We start from the raw sequence: 16846 nt of genomic DNA on the forward strand, positions 1-16846 counted from the left end.
GCTATTGGCTGCAAGCGCGAAATTGATAAATCTGTCGTAGGGGATCGCGTGAGAAAGGCGACAACTGGCCCCTGATCGTGACTTTCGATTTCATTTCTGCATTCTGCGTTGGTTGTCGAATTTGACCATCCTACGAATTATTGAAACGCTCACAGAAGAGCTCTTGGGATTCAGTCAGAACGACGAAGGTGTGCATGCGCTGATCACTTTGCATGGCGTATCACCGGCATTACGAAACCTGTGTGGCAATATGCTAGAGAAGTAGTACGCGTCCCCGGGGCTCAGAACCCTGGACTGCCCATCTACCGTCACTTCAAGACGGCCCTCTATCACAACCGCACATTCCTCTCCTTCGTGCGACAGTTCAGATCGACCCGAGTCGGCACCGACATCGTACTCTTCTATGAGCATCTGGAGTTTTCTTTCTCGGCGCTCTCCAGCGACAAGCAAATATGAAACACCGGGGGATCCAAGGTCGCGCATTCTATCGTGCGGGTAAAAAAACGACTCCTCGTTTTGCAATTCAAAACTGAAGAAAAAACCCAAATTGACGTCTACTGAGGCTAGGATCTTTTTGAGCAGCGCCACAGAAGGCTGAGTTGAACCACTTTCGATTTGAGAAATCGTCCCGCTACCCACTCCCGCGCGTTTGGCCATTTCACGTTGACTGAGGCCCTTGGTCGTCCGAATCAACTTTAGACGACGGGCTGTTTCGAGATCTGATGACAAAACCGTTACTCTAGTGCTTTCTTGCTTTGGATCGAAAGCATTTTAGGGACGCAACGACTTTTTTCAATAACTTACAGATTAAAATAAAGCCGGGTGTGCGGATGGCCTGAACTCTGCAAAGATTTGTCATCAAATGAAAATCTGTATCACGAGGAATGAACGTGCTCGATCAACCCAACACAATGACATCGTTTTGGATGCCGTTTTCGGCCAATCGTGATTTCCTTCGCGAGCCCCGAATGATCCAAGCGGCCGAGGGGATGTACTACACCAGTTCTGATGGTCGGAAGGTCATGGATGGCACCGCCGGACTGTGGTGCGTCAACGCGGGTCACCGTGATCCGCTGATCGTTGAAGCGGTGCAGAAACAGGTGCACGAGCTGGATTATGCACCGAACTTCCAGTTCTCCCACCCTCAGGCGTTTGAGTTGTCGGCAAAACTGACAGCGATGATGCCTGAGGGGATGAGCCACGCATTCTTCACCAATTCTGGCTCCGAGTCTGTCGATACAGCGCTCAAGATCGCGCTGCACTACCATCGAATGCGCGGTGATGGCGCTCGCACGCGACTGATCGGGCGTGAGCGTGGTTACCACGGCACTGGCTTCGGTGGCATCTCGGTTGGTGGCATCCTGAAGAACCGGATGCATTTCGGGACGCTCCTGACAGGGGTGGATCATTTGCGCCACACGCATGACCTAGAGAAAAATGCGTTTTCACGCGGCTGCCCGGAACACGGCGCGGAACTGGCGGACGATCTGGAACGATTGGTCGCGCTTCACGATGCAACGACCATTGCGGCAGTGATCGTTGAGCCGATGGCTGGATCTACCGGAGTACTTCTGCCGCCGAAAGGATACCTGAAGCGACTGCGTGAAATCTGTGACCGCTACGGCATTCTGTTGATCTTCGACGAAGTTATCACCGCCTTTGGCCGTCTGGGTGCAGCAACAGCATCTGAGTATTTCGATGTGAAGCCGGACATCATCACGACGGCCAAAGGCCTGACCAACGGTGTCATCCCGATGGGTGCGGTCATCGTTTCCGATGCCATCTATGACTCAGCTATGGAAAATGCCGATGCGCCGATTGAACTGTTTCACGGTTATACCTATTCCGCCAATCCAGTATCCTGCGCCGCCGCGCTAGCAACGCTAGAAAGTTACAAGCAGAATGATCTATTCCGCCGCGCTGCATTGCTGTCGCAGCCTTGGGAGGATCAGCTTCACAGCCTCAAAGGTCTACCGAACGTAGTAGATATCCGCAATCTGGGATTGGTGGGCGCGGTCGAGCTTGCGCCACGAAAGGGAGCGCCGGGGGCACGGGGCTATGATGCGATGAAACGGGCTTGGGACGCCGGAATAATGATCCGTGTCACCGGAGACATCATCGCCTTGTCACCGCCACTGATCATCTCGGAACCTGAAATAACGACACTCTGTCAAACACTTGGAGAGGTATTGGCTAACCTGCCATAACCCCTGACTTCTAAACCCAAAAAGGACTGACATCATGAAAGATGCATCCCCGATCGCTTTGATCGGCCACTACATTAATGGCCAAATCACTGCGCCTTCCGGTGAGAATACTCAGCCGGTTTTCAATCCCGCAACCGGTGCGCAAACCGGCGATGTGTCGCTGGCAAACGTCCGAACAGTCGACGGCGCAGTAGCCGCGGCAAAAGCGGCGTTCCCAAAGTGGTCGAACACTCCGCCGATCCGCCGCGCCCGTCTTATGAACAATTTTCTGGCGCTGGTGCGCGAGCACAAAGACGATCTGGCACGCGCCATCACGGTCGAGCATGGCAAAGTGTTCACAGATGCCCAAGGCGAGGTTGAGCGCGGTATTGATATCATCGAGTTTGCCTGCGGCATTCCGCAACTCCTCAAGGGCGATTACACGGAGCAGGTCTCCACCGGCATGGACAACTGGACGACGCGTCAGGCATTGGGCGTAGTCGCCGGGATCACTCCCTTCAACTTCCCGGTCATGGTGCCGATGTGGATGTTCCCGATCGCCATCGCCGCAGGCAATACCTTTATCCTGAAGCCGTCGCCGACCGACCCGTCCGCTGCGCTGCTGTACGCCGATCTGATGCAGAAGGCCGGTTTCCCCGATGGCGTATTCAACGTCGTACAAGGTGACAAGGTCGCCGTGGATGCGTTGTTGGAGAACGACGACGTCAAGGCCGTGTCCTTCGTCGGTTCGACCCCGATTGCGAACTACATCTACGAAGTTGGCGCGCGGCATGGCAAACGCGTTCAGGCTCTGGGTGGCGCGAAGAACCACATGCTGGTTATGCCCGATGCAGACATGAACAAGGCTGCGGACGCCCTGATCGGCGCTGCCTTTGGGTCGGCCGGCGAACGTTGCATGGCGATCTCGGTTGCCCTGTTGGTTGGCGATGCCGCCGATAAACTCATGCCGGTTCTGAAAGAACGCGCCGAAACCTTGAAGGTTAAAAACGGCCTTGAACTGGACGCCGAGATGGGCCCGATTGTCACCGCAGCCGCGCGGGACCGGGTCAAAGGTTACATCGACTCTGGCGTTGAAGAGGGTGCGGACCTTCTGGTCGACGGCCGCGACTATACCGTCGAAGGGCACGAGGAAGGCTACTTCCTTGGCGGCAACCTATTCGACAACGTCACCCCCGACATGAAGATCTACAAGGAAGAAATCTTTGGCCCGGTTCTGTCCTGTGTCCGCGTCTCGACCTTCGCGGAAGGCCTGCAACTGATCAACGACCACGAGTTCGGCAATGGCGTGTCGCTGTTCACTCGCGACGGCAATGTGGCGCGTGAGTTCGGCAAGCAGGTTCAGGTCGGCATGGTCGGCGTCAATGTTCCGATCCCGGTTCCGATGGCCTGGCACGGCTTTGGCGGCTGGAAGAAGAGCCTGTTCGGAGACATGCACGCCTACGGCGAAGAAGGTGTGCGTTTCTACACCAAGCAGAAATCCATCATGCAGCGCTGGCCCGAGAGCATCTCGGAAGGTGCCGAGTTTGTCATGCCAACGGCAAAATGATCATCCGGTTCAAGGAGTGAAGAAAATGTTCATTGGTGTTCCCAAGGAAATCAAGAACCACGAATATCGGGTTGGCCTGACCCCAGAAAGCGTCGCGGAACTGGTTTCACATGGCCACAACGTCATCGTTGAAACCAATGCCGGCATCGGCATTGGCGCGGATGATGATGCCTTTCGGTCCGCTGGCGCAGAGATTGCTGAAACCGCAGCCGATATCTTTGCTAATGCAGAGATGATTGTGAAGGTGAAGGAACCTCAGGCCGTTGAACGCGCTATGCTGCGGGAAGGTCAGGTCATTTACACCTATCTGCATCTGGCCCCCGACCCGGAACAGACCAAAGATCTGGTCAACTCGGGCGCTGTCTGCATCGCTTATGAAACCGTCACCGACGACAATGGCGGTCTGCCCCTGCTGAAACCGATGAGCCAGGTTGCAGGCCGTATGTCGATCCAGGCCGGGGCCAGCGCGTTGGAAAAAGCCAAGGGCGGTCTGGGCGTATTGCTGGGCGGGGTGCCTGGTGTGAAACCCGGCAAAGTCGTGGTCATCGGCGGTGGTGTTGTTGGCTTCAACGCGGCCCAGATGGCCGTCGGACTGCACGCGGACGTGACCATTCTGGACCGAAATCCGGCAGTCCTGGAGAAGCTGGAAAACCATTTCGAGGCATCGGCCAAGGTTGTCTATTCGACCAAGGCTGCGCTGGAGGAAGAAGTCACCAACGCTGATCTGGTTGTGGGGGCGGTTCTGATCCCGGGTGCTGCTGCACCCAAACTGGTCACACGTGAGTTGATTTCGAAAATGAAACCCGGTGCGGTCGTTGTGGACGTGGCGATTGACCAGGGCGGCTGCTTTGAAACGTCCAAAGCCACCACTCACGCTGAGCCCACATATGTTGTCGACGATGTTGTTCATTACTGCGTCGCCAACATGCCGGGCGCAGTCGCCCGAACGTCAACCTATGCACTGAACAACGTCACGCTGCCGCACGCTCTGGCTATTGCCAACAATGGCTGGAAGCAGGCGCTTGCAGACAATCGTCACCTGATGAACGGCCTGAACGTGGCCCACGGGAAGGTGACGTACAAGGCTGTGGCCGATGATCTTGGATACGAGTTCATCGCCCCGGAACTTTGCTGATTTGAGGCAAAGAAACGTCCCTCCGTACGAGATGCGGTGGGACACCCAATACTGAGGAGGAAACCTTAATGATTACGAAGATAAACCGCCGCGCCCTCGGCGCGATGGGTGGCGCTGTTTTGCTTGCTGTAACCACACTCTCAACGACCGCTGCAGCGGAAGACATGACACTGCGCTTCGCCGGCGTGTTCCCGATTGACCATCAGGGCACGAAAATGATGGAGCAGGTCGCAGCGGATGTCGCCGCAGCAGACGTCGGCCTGAAGATCGAAGTCTTTCCAGCAAACCAACTGGGTTCGGGTGAGGCGCTGTTCGAAGATGTTGCACGCGGCAATATCGACCTGGCATCGGCGTTCATCTATGCCGATACCGATCCACGCCTGGAATTCCTGTCAATGCCGTTCCTACTGGGCGGCTGGGATGACATGGAGAGCACGCTTCTGAACATGGATTCCGAGTTCAACACCATCCTTCAAGAGATAACCGACGAATATGGCGTGCGCGTAATGGCGCAGAATCCGGAAGGGTTCATTGGCATCGTTTCGTCGCAAGAGCCCGAGAACTGGAATACTTTTGACGACAAGGGCATGAACATACGAGTTTGGTCATCCAGCGTCGTGAAGTCGATGGTGGAAGAACTGGGTTACCAGGCGACCACCATGGCATGGGGTGACATTTTCCCCGCACTTCAGGCCGGCATTGTCGATGGAGCAATCTGCTGCACCAAAACCGCGACCTACTCGATCTTCGCCAAGTCGGACGTTGGAACCCATTTTGTCGAATACAATTCGATCTCAGAGCTGACAACTTTCTACGCGTCGCAGCGGACACTCGACAAGCTAAACGACGAACAGCGCGCCGTGCTGCAAGCCGCAATGTCCAAGGCGTCCGAAGACTTCTTCGCCTACAACCGTGAGAATGACGAAGTGTTCGGCCAGAAATTGCTCGACAAAGGTTATACCATCTTGCGCCTGAGCGACGAAGAACAAGCAGCGATGGCCGCTCATGTCCAGGAAACGGTCTGGCCCGCGATGGCACAAAACGTCGGTCAGGACATCATCGACCGCCTGCTGGCAGCAAAAGATCAGCAATAAACACTGAGAAAAGGGCCAGCTAGTCAGTTGGCCCTTTTTCGTCTCTAGCTCAACAAAAGGGAGGGAGAAAGATGTCTAGCACTGAAGCTGAGCGTCCGCTGGTCGTCGAAAGTGCAGAAAAGAAGAGCTCGCAAAAAATCACCGACGAGTTGCCAGTCATTATTGGGTATCCGCTGAAAGCAGTGGCTTTTGCTATGAGGCAGATCGTTATGTTTGCCGGTTTCCTGATGGCTTTCACATTTGGGGCAGTTGTTGTCATCCGGTATGGATTTGGCGGTGATCTGTTTGCCTACGAAGAATGGCTTTTGGGCATTAGCATCATCGGCTTTTTTGCAGGTGCTGTTCTGGCCTCTGCCCGCAACCTGCACATCAACGCGGACATTCTTGGCATCGTGATCCAAAATCCTCGGTTGATTTGGTGGCGCGGCTTTGTCGTCCTGACTGTTGAGGTGTTGGTAATCCTATTCCTCATGTACGCCTGTTATGTCTCGCTGCTAGATGACTTCTCATTCCCTCGGCTGCGCGCGACCCCGGTGCTGCGCATTCCGTTTGTGACCTGGCGGATTGCGATCATGATTGCCTTTGGCCTCATGGCGACGTTCACGGCGGCATATTTGTACGTGCACATCCGCAAGGGGCTTGGGCTTCCTTTGAGATCAGAAATGCAAAAAGGAGAAGCCCAATGATTATTGGAGGAAGTCTTCTTATTGTCTGCTTTATGCTACTGTTGGGTGTCAGCGTTTATGTAGCATTCGGATCGGTTTTGATTTTCATCGCGCTCGTCGGAGATCAATCCATCACCGGCTACTTGCCCACCGGTTCTACAGGTATCCGCTCACTTGTACTTCTGGCAATCCCGCTGTTCATGATCGCCGGGGGCATCATGGAGAAAGGTAAAATCGCGGCCCCTCTAGTCTCTCTGGCTGAAATGTTCATTGGCCACGTTAAAGGAGGATTGAGCGCCGCGGGGGTGTTGGCCTGCGGTGTGTTCGGCTCCATTTCCGGCAGCGCGAACGCGACGCTGACCTGTATTGGTGGCATCATGATGCCTCATCTGAAAAAGGCCAACTATCCGGGTGGGCAATCCGCGGCACTGATCGTGGCGGCCAGCCCCTTGGGCCTGTTGATCCCACCGAGCTCGTCGCACATACTCTATGGCTGGGTCGCACAGCAGCACGTACTAAAGTGCTTCTTGTCCACGGTCATTCCGGCGATCATCCTGATCACGCTTTTGATCGTCGTTAACCAGTTCATGCTGCGGAAATATGACGACATCAACCTGACGGAGCGGCCTAAACCGTTCCTGCCGACATTCGGAGTACAGGCACGTTTGGCCGGGCCTGCGCTTATGATGCCGCTGATCATTCTGGGCGGGATCTATGGCGGCATAATGACGCCAACCGAGGCTGCGGGTATCGCAGTGGTCTACTCGATCCCGATCGCGATCTACTTCTACCGTGGCCTGACTTGGAAAACACTGGCTCATACCATCCAGAACTCCGGTGTTACGATTGGCGTGGTCATGGTCATGATCTTCATGGTGCTGATCGTGTCGGACAACCTGATCTCGCAGGGTGCACCTCAGTTGGCCAAGGATTTGGTCTATTCCGTTTCCGACAATCCGGTCGTCATACTTCTGATGATCAACGTCGTAATGATCCTGATCGGAATGCTCATGGATGATATCTCCGGTTTGCTTTTGGCAACACCAATCCTGCTGCCCATCGCTCAGAGCACTGGCATGGATCCGATCCATTTTGCAGCCGTGATTGGAGTAAATCTGGGTATGGCGAACATCACCCCACCAACCGCGCCACTACTTTATCTCGGTGCTCAGGTTTGTGATGAGCCGGTATCGCGCATGCTATGGCCGACTTTGATCTTCATAGTCTTCGCCTGGCTTCCGACGCTGATGCTGACAACTTTTGTGCCGGAGTTGGCCCTCTTCCTGCCGGATCTCCTGCTCAGCAGATAAAGACGGGGAAGCGAAAAAGCCTAGGACGAAACAGCACGCAGCCCATTCTTACGGCTGGGGTGCCTGAGCGCCCTCTCGAAGACGAATAGGGAGAGGCCAGTTAGCAGCAGATATCTGAAAACCTAAATTCGGAGGTTTGAAATGTACCAAAATATCCTAGTGGCACTGTCACTTGAACACGGTATCAGTGAACACGCACTCGCGGCGGCACACGCCCTTGTATCCGAAGGCGGAACAATCACCGCCGCACATATCCATGAACCCCCTAACAGACAGATAATGTACTATATGGATGAAGGGATCGCAGAAAAGTCTCTCCAAAAAGCAAAGGCGCGCTTGGCCGAACGCCTAAAAAATGAGGCCGAGGTATCTTCTGTCCTGCTGGAGAGCCAATCGGCAGGTCGGGCAATCACCGAATACGCGAACAAACATGGCATCGACTGTATCGTCCTTGCTTCGCACAAACCTGGGATGAAAGAGTTCTTTTTAGGGTCAACAGCCGCTCTCGTCGTGAGACACGCTCAGTGTTCGGTGCATGTACTCCGTCTGTAACGCTGGCTCCTGTAGCAGGCCGGTCACTTTATCCTGTGAAAACTGATGTGAGTAGCACGCCCCACCGTGACCAAGCTCTGCTTCGGTGGCGTACCTACCAGAATTTCACTTTGCAGAATTTGGCAGGTAGGGCTTGATGCGGACCTCAGAGGCGGCGCGGCATCCTGTGATATCCTCTCTCGTCAACGCCGGATTGTCGTTGTAGGCGGGAATGGCGGATCGGATGATCAGTTATGGAAACACCAAAGTTACCTGCCATTCGCGCGCTTCGCCCAGCTTGGAACATGGGCATACAAAGATGGACAGTACTGTTCGGTATCTCGGTGTTGAGCCTGAGGATGCACTGGCAATAGCAGAGGCCACTGAAATTTGACCACTACTGACCGCTTTCGTCGGCGGGTCGTTGCTTCAGCTGGCTATCAGTTGGTGATGCTGCGACACGACCCGTCGAACCTGCCGTCCACTGTAGGCGCAGAGCCAGAACCTGTTCGAAGTGATACTTTGCGGACAAAACAGTCAATGATGGTACGCGCATCAATGACCACTTCGGATAAAGCCATACCTAGGACCAGAAAATGGTGGTTGCAGTTCAGTTCTCCAAAATCAGAATTCCACTAAAGCATCGACGCACTAACCTAAAACAGTATCGATTCTTTGCCCGACTGACCTTGCGATACTTTTGATTCAGATATGGCAGCTGAATTTCTCGCCATCGCTCCAAACGCACTATCGTCGCCTTATAGGCTACTAATACCTGGATTGAGAAAGTTCGAGTACTTGAGCACGATAATGGTTTCGTCACCACTGACGTTCAGAGCTTCTTGAAACGCTGTAAAAAAGCGCCTTCAAGGATCATGGCCGACATGTTGGTTTTTTCCTTAAATCCGATATGGGTGTAAAAGGATAAGGCAGAGGGGTTGGTGCGATGGACCGCCAGTTCAACAAAACATGCGCCAGAAGATTTGTCCGCATCGAAAACCGCGCGAGACAGCAGTCTGCTGCCAATACCTTGCCCTCTCGCCGAAGAGGAAACCCAAAGATCACTTACAAATTAGCCGCCACCCCCCCTGGTGGCTGAAAACAATGGGGTCCAAACAAGTGCACCGACGACTTCGTTATCACTGTGAGCGAGCAACGCGTTGAAGGGCGGATGGTCAACTGCGAAGGCCGCTTTCAGAATGTCGACACTCGCGACATGTCTGTCGCCCATTTCAGACGACAACGCCCTTAGTGCAAAATCCAGATCGCGTATTTTGTCGAGCGTCACCCCAGCAATAGTAACCTGTGTCATTCGAAACCTTACCTATGTTTCGCTACCGCCAACAGAAGGCCGTCCGACCCTTCAGAGTGAATCGTAATCCGCAAGTCGGTCGTCGAGGAATGTGTAGCTTTCTCTTGCCTGCAAGAGTTGGCTCTTACCTAAGGTCACGTAGCGAAAATCCTCAGTTGTCTCGGCAAACCGCACCGGCAGAGTATTTTCATCCATCCAAGGCCAGCAAAAGATCGAATTGCCCCAGTTTTCCCCGGCCCGGTTAATGGAAAGGAAGAAGATCTGGTTTTCCATCGCGCGTGACATGGCGAAATTGTGCCAGGTTTCGAAGGACTCATCGCGATAATAGGCCCCGCAATGCAGAATGAGATCGACGTCGTGCTTTAGGGTCAGGGTGCGTGCAAGCTCGGGAACACGAATGTCATAACATATGATCGGTGAAATCTTTAAACCATTGATTTCAAACGTGAATATGTGATTCCCGGCGTCAAAATACTTTTTCTCCATTGAAGCGCCATAGTGGCAGAGGTGAAGCTTGTCGTAATGGCCGTCCAGCGCACCGTCCGGGTTGACGACAGCAACTGAAATATGCGTACCCGATGTCCCCCGACGCGCAAAACTGTAAGAGACATGGACACCGAATTCCTTGGCGATCTCGCGCCATGTTTCAAAAGAAGCTCCTTCCAGGGGTTCCGCAATCTCATTGAGCCGGTCGAAGGCCGAGCGCGAATAGTCGATACTGGATAGCTCAGGAAGAACCACCAGGTCCACGTTCCGGCGGCTGAGCTGATCGCGCACTTTCGCAGCGCTTTCCGCAAGATGTCTGTCTCGCGCGGCAGCGCTCTCGGTGGCGGGGATTTCGATCTGGCAGGCCAGCAGGGACAGAGTGTCATTTGAAATCATTTTTTGGCTTTCCCCTCTTGAACCTTTGGCCGGATTGTTTCGGCTGGATGGTAACTGCGCTGTTCAAGTGGCACCGATGCAAGCCGGCTTCGAAACATTTCTAGCAGTGCTTTTTCCGCCCGGTTCAGGCGTGCGCTTTTGTGGTGCACGATATGAATATCAATTGCCAAGGTGTTTTCGTATGGCGGCAAACGCCACAGTTCACTGCGATTGACGAAGCGTTCGGCAACGTGAACAGGCAGCGGACCGAACCCGAGTCCCGCGCCTATCATCCGCTGTGCCTCACCCAGATCAGATGTGTAGCCGATCACCTTGTTGTCGAGCTTGTGCTGCGCTCGTAGCAATGCCACCGGACGCAACGCATCCCAAAGCTGGTCTGTCCGAAATGAAACCGACGAATGGTCTCGCAGGTCGTCGAGTTTCAGATCATGTTGCCCGAACAATGGATGGCTCGGACCACAGTAAAACCCAAAGTAAGAACGATAAAGAACCTCATGCTGCAGACTCGGGTGCGTGTCGTGGACCAAGCAAACGCCAAGTGTCGCTGATTTTTCAAGAACCGCCTGCCTGACGGCTTTGCTGGACATAACCTCGACATCAAAGCTGACTTCGGGAAATTGGCGATGAAAATCTGCCAATATCGCATCAAAAAACTCGCTTTCAATCCGGCTTAGAAGAGCAAGCTTGACTGTGCCCGTCACGATATCTTCTGTACCCTGTGCGCTCTGGATCGCCCGCGCCAGACTGCCGAACATGTCCAAACATTCCTGGTACAGCTTCTGCCCGGCCGGAGTGATGCGGAAATGCGATGGGCTGCGATCAATAAGAGGCATTCCAAGCCTTGTCTCAAGACGTTTCAGTGCCTGGCTGACGGAAGGTTGTCGCCGCATCAGTCGCTTGGCGGCCAGTGTGATGCTGCCTTCCTGAACAATGACCATAAAGGTGCGCAGCAGATTCCAATCCAACTCTCTGATCAACTTGTCCTGTTCAGTGGCGTTGTCCATTGATCCCATCAATATGCTTAATTCTCATTATCTATTTGCCGTATAATAGAATCCAACACAAGGTTGGGTATCGCTCCTGCAACGCCACACCTGTCAAAGAAGAAGAACCGTGAAGGCATCGAACCTTTTCTATCAAAGTCGCGCACGCCGCCCCGAGGTTGATCGCGCAGAAGGAATCTATATTTGGGGCAAGAACGGCCAGCGTTATATTGATGGTTCGTCCGGGGCGATGGTCAGTAATATCGGCCATTCAAACCCTAATGTTCTGGCTGCGATGAAAGCGCAGATGGACAGCGCAACCTTTGCCTATCGTTTACATTTTGAAAACGCCCCAGCCGAGAACCTGGCCACAGCGATTGCAGATCGCACACCGGAAGGCTTGGACAAGGTCTTTTTTGTTTCGGGCGGGTCCGAGGCCATGGAATCCTGCGTGAAGTTCGCGCGGCAATGGGCGGTTGCTGGGGGGCAAGCCAGTCGGTGGAAAGTCATTTCGCGCTTTCCATCCTATCACGGTTCTACCTTGGGCGCGCTGGCAATTACCGGATACGGGCCGCTTACAAACGCGTTTGGGCCGCTTTTCAAGGAAATGCCGAAAATTCCTGCGCCCACTTGCTATTTGGACCGCGATAACCTGTCCGACCACGACCGTGGTCTGAAGTATGCCGAGATGCTCAGGGATGAGATCATTGCCCAGGGGCCTGACACAGTTCTGGCCTTTGCCATGGAACCGGTGGGCGGTGCATCCACCGGCGCGCTAGTTGCGCCCGACAGCTATTACGGTCGGGTGCGTGAGATCTGCGACGAGTTTGGCGTCTTGCTGATCATGGATGAAGTCATGTCAGGTGTTGGACGCACTGGTACGTTCTTAGCATCGGAGCACTGGAACATCCGCCCAGACCTTGTGGCTCTGTCCAAAGGGTTTGGTGCGGGTTATGCACCGTTGGGGGCCATGATTGCCGATGATCAGATGGTCGAAACAGTGCTGGACGGCGGCGGATTTGCCCACGGCCACACTTATGCCGGAAACCCGCTTGCTTGCAGCGCCGGATTGGCGGTTCTGAACGAGATCGACCGGCTGGACCTGATGACCAATGCCCGCATCATGGGCGACGTGTTGATGGCGGGGCTCATGGACCTCATGACGCGTTACCCGTTTATCGGTGATATACGCGGAAAAGGCCTGCTAACCGCCTTTGAAATGGTTTCGGATCGGGACACCATGTCAACGTTGCCCAAGGACCTGAACGCCTATGAACGCTTCGTGGAAATCTGCTACGAGCGCAACCTGATCACTTATTCGCGCCGCACCCGCGGCGGTATAAAGGGCGATCATTTCCTGATTTGCCCGCCTTTGATCGTCACCGAACCGCAGATCAACGAAATCCTGAATATACTTGACGGCAGTCTCCGGGACTTCGCCCGTGAATGCGCATTGGGGGTCTGACACATGACGCAAAAGATTATCTTGACTTGCGCTGTGACGGGCTCGATTCACACGCCGAGCATGAGCCCACATCTGCCTGTTTCGCCCGACGAAATCGCCAAGTCTGCAATCGAGGCAGCGGAAGCCGGTGCATCTGTTTTACATCTGCATGCGCGCGACCCGGACACCGGCCGCCCAAGCGCGGATATCAAAGTCTTTCGCCAGTTCCTGCCAAGGATCAAGGACGCGAGTGATGCCGTTATTAACTTGACCACGGGTGGCAGCTCACAGATGAGTGTGGAACAACGGCTTTCGGCCCCTGTAGAACTGGCGCCAGAGATGTGTTCGCTCAACATGGGCTCCATCAATTTCGGCCTCTTCCCGATGAAGGACCGCTATTCCGATTGGACCCATGATTGGGAAGAGACCTTTCTGGAGAACACGCGCGACACTGTGTTCAAGAATACGTTTCATGACATAGAAACCGTGTTTCGAATGCTGGGCGATGCCAGTGGAGCGCGGTTTGAATGTGAATGCTACGATGTGGGGCACATTCAGACGCTCGCCTTCTATCTGAAACAAAACCGCATTGTACCGCCGGTCTTTTTGCAATTTGTAATGGGTGTATTGGGCGGGATCGATGCCAGCCCACACAGTCTGATGTATTTGAAGGAAACGGCTGATCGCCTGTTGGGCGACGCCTATGAGTTTTCGGCACTTGCCGCTGGGCGACAGCAGATGCCACTGGGCGCGATGAGCGCCATACTAGGCGGGCATGTTCGTGTAGGTCTTGAAGACAGCCTGATGATCGGGCGCGGGCAGCTTGCAACTAGCAACGCCCAACAGGTCACTAAAATTCGGTCCGTTCTGGAAGAACTGGGATACGAGATCGCTACACCTGATGAGACGCGCGTGATGCTCGGTCTCAAAGGAGCAGATAAGGTGGGGTTCTGACACATGAAAGTCTTTTCTGATCAGGAACGGCAAGGCCAGCATAATCCTAGCGGGTTTCTGGTAAACGGTGTGATGCAACCCAACCCCGAAAAACCTGAGCGGTTGGAGCGCCTGCTTGCAGGCGTCACGGCAGGCGGTCACGCGGTGTACGCGCCGACTGATCATGGCCTAGCTCCGATCGCAGCGGTGCACACCCCGGCCTACCTGAAGTTCCTTTCCACCGTTTATGAGCGGTGGGCACGCATTCCCGACGCCACGCCCGAGATATTCCCGAACATCCACCCGGATCGCCGCACGGCCAGCTATCCCTTGTCGGCAGTTGGCCAGGCTGGATTCCATGTCACTGACATGTCCTGCCCCATCGGCGCACACACCTGGGAGGCAGCGCGTTGGTCCGCAAACTGCGCCGTGAGCGCAACCCAAGCAGTATTGGACGGGGACAATGTAGCTTATGCGCTCTGCCGGCCGCCAGGCCATCATTGCTTCAGCGATCTAGCCGGCGGTTTCTGTTATCTCAACAACAGCGCTATCGCTGCTCAATTCTTGCGGCAAACCCACGACAGAGTGGCGATCATCGATGTTGACCTGCACCACGGCAACGGAACGCAAGGCATCTTTTACGAACGCAACGACGTGTTCACCCTGTCAATCCACGCGGACCCGGCGCGGTTCTATCCGTTTTTCTGGGGCCACGCTCATGAGGTCGGCGAAGGCGCAGGTCATGGTTATAATTTGAACATTCCGCTCCCTCGCGGTACCGGCGATGACGGCTTTATGAAAGGGCTGTCGAGCGGTTTGACACATGTCAGGAGCTTTGCACCTGGCGCCATCGTCATCGCGCTCGGTCTCGATGCTTTCGAAGGGGACCCATTCGGAGGTCTTGCCGTCTCAACACCTGGATTTTCCGAAATGGCAAAGATGCTCTCAGCGCTGAATCTACCCACCGTGATAGTGCAGGAAGGAGGTTATCTTTGTGATAAGTTGGGCGACAATTTACATGCATTCCTGCAGGGCTTCGAGGGCGACGTGGAATGACAAACGGAGTAACATCAGAAAACCGTCGAGTACCGGACGAATGGATTGACTATAACGGCCATATGAATCTGGCTTTTTACGTTATGGCCTTTGACGAGGCTTTAGATGTTTTGCTGGATCAACGGCTTGGTATTGGCCCAAGTTACGCAATAGCTTTCAAGGCCGGGCCGTTTTCGCTCCAAAACCACGTCCACTACCTAGGTGAGCTTTTGGCAGGTGAAGAGTTTTTCTGCCAGTTTCTAATGTTGGATGCCGATAAAAAACGCCTGCATATCGCCGGATCGATGAAAAAAGTGAAAGATCAAACAACTGTCTGCGTAATGGAGCAGGTTCTCATAAATGTCGATCACTGCACCCGCCGCTCTACCCCTTACCGACCAGAAATTCAGACCCGCATTGCCACCCTAGTGGCTGAACACGAACCAATCGAGCGCCCCGCTCAAATAGGTCGGCCTATCGGTTTAACACGACGATGATAGATCGCGCTTTGAGCCGTAGTTAAAAGAAAAGGCAGCCCCAAAACAATCCGAAACAGAGAGGAGACCGATCAAAACTGAAACAAGCTTTTTATGAAATTGCACTGCAACAACTGATCGCATAGTCTGACCAACGCAACAATTTGCAGCGGTAAGCAAAAGATACCAAACGAAAGAAAAACCGCAAACAGGGAGAAAGTTAAGATGAACCTCAAAAATGTTACCAAGGGCCTGATGCTTGGCGCAGTGAGCGCGCTGATGTCCACCGCCGCGTTGGCAGAAGACATGAAGCTGCGCTTTGCCGGTGTGTTCCCGATCGACCATCAGGGCACCAAGATGATGGAGCAGGTCGCCGCAGATGTCGCAGCGGCGGATGTCGGCCTGACAATTGAAGTTTTTCCGGCCAACCAGCTTGGGTCGGGCGAGGCGCTCTTTGAAGATGTAGCACGTGGTAACATCGATCTGGCGGCGGCATTTATCTATGCCGACACTGACCCGCGTCTGGAATTCCTGTCGATGCCGTTCCTCGTAGGTGGCTGGGACGACATGGACAACATCATGCGCAACATGGATTCCGAGTATAATAAAATCTTGCAGGAAATCACAGACGAGTACGGTGTGCGCGTAATGGCCCAGAATCCCGAAGGGTTTGTAGGCATCGTGGCCACGCAGGAACCGACCAACTGGAACAACTTCGACGACAAAGGCATGAACATTCGTGTTTGGTCGTCGCCCGCCGTGAAAGCCATGGTGGAAGCGCTTGGATTCCAGGCCACGACCATGGCATGGGGTGATATCTTCCCCGCGATCCAGTCCGGTATCGTTGATGGTGCAATCTGCTGTACCAAGACGGCAACCTACTCGATCTTCGCCCAGTCGGATGTTGGTACGCACTTTGTCGAGTACAACTCGATCTCGGAGCTGACCACGTTCTACGCGTCGCAGCGTACTCTGGACAAGTTGAACGACGAACAGCGCGCCGCTCTGCAGACCGCGATGACTAAGGCGTCAGACGACTTCTTCCAGTATAACCGCGACAATGACGCGGCTTTTGGACAGAAGCTGATCGACAAAGGCTACACCATCCTAAGCCTGAGTGATGAAGAGCAAGCCGCCATGGCCGCACATATCCAGGAAAACATCTGGCCCATGATGGCCCAGAGCGTTGGCCAGGATGTGATCGACCGCCTGCTGGCCAGCAAAAACTGATAGTTAGCACAATCAATCGGGCCGGCATCTCTGCCGGCCCTTTCGCTATTTACTCTCTAAAAA

Annotated in this window: 16 protein-coding genes and 2 pseudogenes; 13 read left to right on the top strand and 5 right to left on the bottom strand. The window is 54.3% G+C overall.

Annotation, left to right across the window (positions count from 1 at the left end; all coding sequences use genetic code 11):
* Window positions 1-174 precede the first annotated feature (174 nt).
* Window positions 175-729: a cupin domain-containing protein gene (locus ACR0EV_RS06060; protein ID WP_480799259.1), complete on the bottom strand. Its 555-nt coding sequence runs from the start codon at window positions 727-729 to the stop codon at window positions 175-177.
* 155 nt (window positions 730-884) lie between these two features.
* On the opposite strand from ACR0EV_RS06060, the gene aptA reads away from it, so the two are divergent.
* The 8 genes and pseudogenes from aptA to ACR0EV_RS06100 form a co-directional block, all read left to right on the top strand.
* A complete protein-coding gene (gene aptA, locus ACR0EV_RS06065) occupies window positions 885-2207 on the top strand; it encodes an omega-aminotransferase AptA (protein ID WP_480799260.1) in 1323 nt (440 codons plus the stop codon).
* A 34-nt stretch (window positions 2208-2241) separates the two neighbouring features.
* Window positions 2242-3753, top strand: a complete 1512-nt coding sequence (locus ACR0EV_RS06070) for a CoA-acylating methylmalonate-semialdehyde dehydrogenase (RefSeq protein WP_480799261.1) — start codon at window positions 2242-2244, stop codon at window positions 3751-3753.
* Between the two features lie 25 nt (window positions 3754-3778).
* Complete coding sequence (ald, locus tag ACR0EV_RS06075; RefSeq protein WP_480799262.1) at window positions 3779-4888, top strand: alanine dehydrogenase; 1110 nt, start codon at window positions 3779-3781, stop codon at window positions 4886-4888.
* 104 nt (window positions 4889-4992) lie between these two features.
* Window positions 4993-5982 carry a TRAP transporter substrate-binding protein DctP gene (gene dctP, locus ACR0EV_RS06080; protein ID WP_480799577.1) on the top strand — a complete coding sequence of 330 codons (990 nt, stop codon included), beginning with the start codon at window positions 4993-4995 and terminating at the stop codon, window positions 5980-5982.
* Window positions 5983-6053: 71 nt separating this feature from the next.
* Complete coding sequence (locus ACR0EV_RS06085) at window positions 6054-6668, top strand: TRAP transporter small permease (protein ID WP_480799263.1); 615 nt, start codon at window positions 6054-6056, stop codon at window positions 6666-6668.
* Entirely contained in the window at window positions 6665-7957 is a 1293-nt protein-coding gene (locus ACR0EV_RS06090; protein WP_480799264.1) for a TRAP transporter large permease, read from the top strand. The genes ACR0EV_RS06085 and ACR0EV_RS06090 overlap by 4 nt, the downstream gene beginning before the upstream one ends.
* A gap of 141 nt (window positions 7958-8098) precedes the next feature.
* The gene (locus tag ACR0EV_RS06095) at window positions 8099-8509 is read left to right on the top strand and encodes a universal stress protein (protein ID WP_480799265.1); all 411 of its coding nucleotides are present in this window, start codon (window positions 8099-8101) and stop codon (window positions 8507-8509) included.
* Between the two features lie 286 nt (window positions 8510-8795).
* Window positions 8796-8882, top strand: a pseudogene (locus ACR0EV_RS06100) (integrase); the annotation flags it as partial.
* A gap of 438 nt (window positions 8883-9320) precedes the next feature.
* Here ACR0EV_RS06100 and ACR0EV_RS06105 read toward each other — a convergent pair.
* The 4 genes and pseudogenes from ACR0EV_RS06105 to ACR0EV_RS06120 all read right to left on the bottom strand — a co-directional run.
* Window positions 9321-9545, bottom strand: a pseudogene (locus tag ACR0EV_RS06105) (GNAT family N-acetyltransferase); the annotation flags it as partial.
* Between the two features lie 15 nt (window positions 9546-9560).
* Complete coding sequence (locus ACR0EV_RS06110) at window positions 9561-9800, bottom strand: hypothetical protein (RefSeq protein WP_480799266.1); 240 nt, start codon at window positions 9798-9800, stop codon at window positions 9561-9563.
* Window positions 9801-9851: 51 nt separating this feature from the next.
* On the bottom strand, window positions 9852-10682 hold the full coding sequence (locus ACR0EV_RS06115; protein WP_480799267.1) for a carbon-nitrogen hydrolase family protein: 831 nt from the start codon (window positions 10680-10682) through the stop codon (window positions 9852-9854).
* Window positions 10679-11686, bottom strand: a complete 1008-nt coding sequence (locus ACR0EV_RS06120; RefSeq protein WP_480799268.1) for a LysR family transcriptional regulator — start codon at window positions 11684-11686, stop codon at window positions 10679-10681. Before ACR0EV_RS06120 ends, ACR0EV_RS06115 begins: the two co-directional genes overlap by 4 nt.
* Window positions 11687-11795: 109 nt before the next feature.
* Here ACR0EV_RS06120 and ACR0EV_RS06125 point away from each other — a divergent pair, with 109 nt between their 5' ends.
* The 5 genes from ACR0EV_RS06125 to dctP (ACR0EV_RS06145) all read left to right on the top strand — a co-directional run bounded on the left by ACR0EV_RS06125 (window position 11796) and on the right by dctP (ACR0EV_RS06145) (window position 16783).
* On the top strand, window positions 11796-13130 hold the full coding sequence (locus ACR0EV_RS06125) for an aminotransferase family protein (RefSeq protein WP_480799269.1): 1335 nt from the start codon (window positions 11796-11798) through the stop codon (window positions 13128-13130).
* Window positions 13131-13133: 3 nt separating this feature from the next.
* Complete coding sequence (gene kce, locus ACR0EV_RS06130; RefSeq protein ID WP_480799270.1) at window positions 13134-14063, top strand: 3,5-dioxohexanoate:acetyl-CoA acetone transferase; 930 nt, start codon at window positions 13134-13136, stop codon at window positions 14061-14063.
* A 3-nt stretch (window positions 14064-14066) separates the two neighbouring features.
* A complete protein-coding gene (locus ACR0EV_RS06135) occupies window positions 14067-15098 on the top strand; it encodes a histone deacetylase family protein (protein WP_480799271.1) in 1032 nt (343 codons plus the stop codon).
* Window positions 15095-15574 carry a thioesterase family protein gene (locus tag ACR0EV_RS06140; protein WP_480799272.1) on the top strand — a complete coding sequence of 160 codons (480 nt, stop codon included), beginning with the start codon at window positions 15095-15097 and terminating at the stop codon, window positions 15572-15574. Before ACR0EV_RS06135 ends, ACR0EV_RS06140 begins: the two co-directional genes overlap by 4 nt.
* Before the next feature lie 204 nt (window positions 15575-15778).
* Window positions 15779-16783 carry a TRAP transporter substrate-binding protein DctP gene (gene dctP, locus ACR0EV_RS06145; RefSeq protein WP_480799273.1) on the top strand — a complete coding sequence of 335 codons (1005 nt, stop codon included), beginning with the start codon at window positions 15779-15781 and terminating at the stop codon, window positions 16781-16783.
* The last annotated feature ends 63 nt before the right edge of the window (window positions 16784-16846 follow it).

The sequence above is a fragment of the Ruegeria sp. CF8 genome (genome assembly GCF_056537285.1).